Raw genomic sequence first — 4,476 nt, forward strand, 5'->3', positions numbered from 1 at the left:
CTGTTCCTTGATCATTCCGATGATCTGCGCCTCGGTGAAGCGGCTCTTCCTCATGTCGTCTGCTCCTTCTTGATGAAGCAAACTCTACATCAGAGCGAGGGACGTTCCGGGGGGCAGGTCACTCCGGGTACGCGTCGTTGCAGCAGATGCTTATCAAACCGAAGAGTTAAGAGTGGTGCCAGGAAGTTTTCCACTCGTCGAGCACGTCTACTTCAACCCACCCGCTTCTCAGGAGGCGGACTCGTGGTGGGCTAGATACAAGACTCAACTCGCCGGCTTGACCGACACAGCGCGTGCCTCAGTTGAGGCAGACTCCCGCTATATTCTCCAGCGCGGAATCTTGGCAGCAGACACCGCGAAACCCGAAGAGTGGTCATCCCGCCGATCACGCACGGGTCTCGTCATGGGCTCGGTACAGTCTGGCAAGACGGCTTCCATGCTGGGTGTCTCAGCCCTGGCCATCGACAACGGCCTCGACATCATCGTCGTCCTCGCCGGGACCCGTCTCTCCTTGTGGCGCCAGACCTATGAGAGGCTGGTGCAGCAGTTGGACTCAGGCGAGGAAAACGTACAGAAGATTAAGCGCCGCCTGCTGTGCCCTACGCCTGGCATCGCTCTGTCAGAACAGGCCTACCCACTAGCAACCACTTACGGCTTGACGCCGGCACAAGTGCGACAACGGCTGGGTCAGCGCAAGCCTCTAATCATCGTGGCGATGAAGCAGACCGATCATCTGCATGCCTTGGCCGCAAGCCTGCGCAACAACGTTTTTAACGAAGTTAAGGAGCTTGATCGCAGCGTCCATATGCTCGTGCTCGACGATGAGGCCGACGACGGCTCAATCCTCGATGCCATCGTTGAGTCCTCACAAGACCCTATTTACGGCAGACTAAAGCAGATCCCACGTGCGATCGCCAACCTCTGGGATCCTCCCCAGGGTTCTCCTAAAAATCTGTTCTCGACCTACATCGCCTACACGGCGACACCTCAGGCCAACCTTCTTCAGGAGGATCACAACCCCCTGGCGCCACGAGACTTCCTGATTTCTCTCCGCACGCCACTCGACGTTGGCCATCCAGTAGATACAACCAACCCTGGCAATCTCAATGCTCCTCGCTCATCGACCTACCCAGAGGCAGTTGGGATCCGTTCTTTCTACACCGGCGGTGAGGTATTCTATCGCCGTGCGGAAGCAGCCAAACTATGCGTGCCCACCACCAACTTCGTGCAGCAGGACCTGGCCGACGCAGTCCGAGCTTTCTTGGTAGCGGGCGCAATCCGCCTACACCGGTCTGGGAGGCTCGGCCCAGCGTCCGCACTCGCAAAGCAATTCGACACCAAGGAAGAAGCCCTTGCCAACGCGGCTTCGCCGCACTCGATGCTATATCACCCTTCTGCGGCAATCCAGCACCACTTCCGGGGCGCTGAGGATCTCCTGATCTGGGCGGGAATTCGGGATCGAGCGACGGCGCGAGATATGCTCGATGCGGGAGATGCCAGGTTCCCCCACGCGTTAGTGGATCAATTGCTTGCGGACCCCGCCCCATGGGTGCAATGGCTCGAAAAGTATCGCGCCTCCGCCAGAGTAATAGAGGAGGAGTTCGACGTCCTGCCACCGGCGAGTTTCCCGGACTGGCAGACCGTCGAAAACCTACTAATTCGGGAGGTGATCCCTGGAACTAGGATCGCCGTGGTCAACAGCGACCCTAACGCTGACGATCGCCCTGCCTACGCACCGAGCCAGGATGCAGACACCGGTAAATGGAGAGCAGCCCGCGACCTCTGCACGATCTTCGTCTCGGGGAATGTCATGGCCCGGGGACTGACGCTGGAAGGGATGACCACGGCGTTGTTTCAGCGTTCATCGGCCAACCCGCTGGCCGACACCCAGATGCAGATGCAGCGCTGGTTCGGCTACCGCGGGTCACATATTGAGTTGTGCCGCATCTTCGCCTCCAGCGACCAGCTCTCGCTCTTCCGTGCTTATCACGATGTCGACGAAGCGGTTCGAACTGCCATCACCGAGCGCATGATGCGCGACGCCCCTAAACCGACCGTCTTGCAGGGTTTTAATTTCGAAGCTACCGGCAAGATCGCAGGCGTGGGCCATCTACCACTATCACCAGGGGCACGCCCATTTGTTACGGTCATCAATGACAGCCGGCAGGCGGATCCCAATGCAGACATCGTGGCTAGACTCTTCGTTCGGCCATCCAGCGACCTCACTGTCGCCCGTGTGTTGCGGGGCCGGATCCTAAATGTTCCACTCGAACTAACCGAGGCCGCCGAACTCTTGGGTAGCCTCGCTTTCCCAGGTTACCAACCCGGGAGCGAGGGGTTTCACGCGGACTTCTGGAGCGGTATCGAAGCCCGGGCAAACGCAGTTGCCCCACTAGCGGATTCACCTTTCTATCGCCCGCCGGTGAGGCATGGTGAGGGAGACCAGCCAAGGCGAGCCTGTCCCTATGCCATCGCCGCCTACCTTCGACTTTGGTCGGCCTGCCTCACTCGGTCGATCACGGGCCTATTTGTCACTGGCCAGCCCGGCGATCTATGGTCCTACGCCGACCTTAGGCGCAAGAGCGCTGAGCGACCACGGTTCTGGATCGGCATTCGTTACGGAGATGGTGCCCTCGTATCCAAAGGTCCGCTGGCACTGCTCCCATTTAACATACGCGCCACCACAAAGAGGGTGGCCGAAGGCGAACTCAAGACCACTTGGGGTGCGAGTGCCCCCAACGCCAGCCCGAACCAGTATCGCGGCGACGTCTACTTCGATTATTACCACCGTTCGGCTGAGGTGCCGTCGAGCAACAGCACAGGGTGGCGACCCAGCGGCTCCGACGGTCAAATCCTCTTCTACGTCAATCAACACCCCGGTGACGAGCACCCCACAGTCGCAGTTGCAGTCTGTCTCCCTGCGGGAGGTCCGGAGCAGTTCTCAGCCACCCGTGCTGGAAACGACGGTCGCTAAGAAGGAACTCCCATGACCAGCTACGAAGCAGTGCTAAACCAGATCAAAGCCGTTCCAGCAGGCACCATTGGAGAAGACCGCACCATTGCCTGGTTGACGGATTCGAAGGTGGTCGGGGTCGCTCGGAATAGCCGCGGTCACTTGGAACTGTTCCTTGCAGGCGACGAGTTAAGGCCCCGGACCGGCACGGTGAATAACGCGATGCGCTACCACTCCTGGCACCGTGACACCCTGCCTCCGCTGAACGCAAACCGCATTTGTTTACCCGCACTGGGGCATTTCGACCAGGTCTGTGCATTTATTGCCGCTGAACTGCTGCGCGAGAAAGCTGATTCTAATTTGGAGAGCGCCTTCGCCGTCACCGAGCCGCTGATCGAACTCGCCATTAAGCGCATGGAGATCTCCGAGAACGCGATCCTCGGACTCGTTGGGGAACTGCTCCTACTCGACGCTCTCTGCCGCCGCGCGGCCGATCCCCAGGTGGGACCAATTGTTCAGGCTTGGGATGGTTGGCGCCGCTCGGCAAGGGACTTCACATGGGAAGGCACTGGCGTAGAGATAAAGACTACTACTCTCACCACTTCAAGTCACGCCATCCATGGCGTCCACCAAATCGAGCCCACCCCTGCCAGGGATGATGCCACAGGGGAAGCGCGCCTGCTGCTCGTAAGCATCGGTCTGCGCCAAGCAGATCTAAATGAGCCCGCTTTGTCGATCCCTTCCTTGGTAGAGAGCATTCTTGAGCGACTCAACGCCACCGGGGCTAGCGGCTTAGTCGACGAGTTTCTCACGCGCGTGTCTGTGTACGGCACAGAGTCCGGCATCGGATACGAGCATGCCACGATGGTCAACGAGGCACCGTTTGCAACTCCATTTAGCGTGACCTTCGTCCGTGGGTACGACATGGCAGACCCGGCCGTCGAGGTCTTGCGGCGCCATGATGTCATCACCCATCAGCATGTGGATGCGCAGTCGGTCGCCTTCCGCGTGGAACTTCCCGCGACGATCAGCTTGGACAATCCCATCGCAGGTGCCCGACGCGTCGTGGAGGCGATCCTGAGCCTGCACATTTAGGAACTGTTGATTTTAGCGCGGAACTGACCCCCCGCGGGATTGGTTGGCCGATGCACAGTCGGCAGACAAAGGATGTCGTTCTGCAGGCCTTGCTAGTGGCTGACTGGCGGCACACGCCGAGGGGCAATGTGCTGATTCACTCAGGTCATGGTAGTGAGTTCTCCAGCACGGACTGGGCAGCATTCCTGCGGGCTCATAATCTGGAGCATTCCGTGAGCCATCCATGTCCGCCATCAGCGTCGGACAGCATAACCTGCGTCAGATGAAACCGAACTGTCCGCCACAAAATCAGCCCGTCTATTCCAAAGTAAGCGGCGGTTGCGCCCCACGCGCTTTCAGCTTGAAGGCTCGAAGTTCCAGGGTAGCAGGTCGTCGATCCTTGCTTGCGGGTGACCGGTGGCCACCGCTTCCAAAGTTGCCCTGAGGTA

The 4,476-nt window shown here is 59.4% G+C and carries 3 protein-coding genes and 1 pseudogene; 3 read left to right on the forward strand and 1 reads right to left on the reverse strand.

Annotated features, from left to right (window positions below):
- The first annotated feature begins 340 nt into the window (after nt 1–340).
- The 3 genes and pseudogenes from OC159_RS19665 to OC159_RS20320 all read left to right on the forward strand — a co-directional run.
- Nucleotides 341–2,974 (forward strand): Z1 domain-containing protein, encoded by a 2,634-nt coding sequence (locus OC159_RS19665; RefSeq protein WP_265502927.1) that lies wholly within the window; start codon nt 341–343, stop codon nt 2,972–2,974.
- Nucleotides 2,975–2,986: 12 nt separating this feature from the next.
- A complete protein-coding gene (locus OC159_RS19670) occupies nt 2,987–4,048 on the forward strand; it encodes a PD-(D/E)XK motif protein (RefSeq protein ID WP_265502928.1) in 1,062 nt (353 codons plus the stop codon).
- 32 nt (nt 4,049–4,080) lie between these two features.
- Nucleotides 4,081–4,266, forward strand: a pseudogene (locus tag OC159_RS20320) (IS3 family transposase); the annotation flags it as partial.
- 117 nt (nt 4,267–4,383) lie between these two features.
- Here the strand turns inward: OC159_RS20320 and OC159_RS20325 are convergent.
- The coding region (locus OC159_RS20325) for a transposase domain-containing protein (RefSeq protein WP_407674065.1) at nt 4,384–4,476 on the reverse strand (93 nt) is incomplete at its 5' end.

The organism is Paracoccus beibuensis (assembly GCF_026162625.1).
GTDB classification, from domain to species: Bacteria; Pseudomonadota; Alphaproteobacteria; order Rhodobacterales; family Rhodobacteraceae; genus Paracoccus; species Paracoccus beibuensis.

Excerpts from the sequence above, each read along its gene's own strand:
- OC159_RS19670 (WP_265502928.1), top strand. The coding sequence starts at position 2,987 with ATGACCAGCTACGAAGCAGTGCTAAACCAGATCAAAGCCGTTCCAGCA.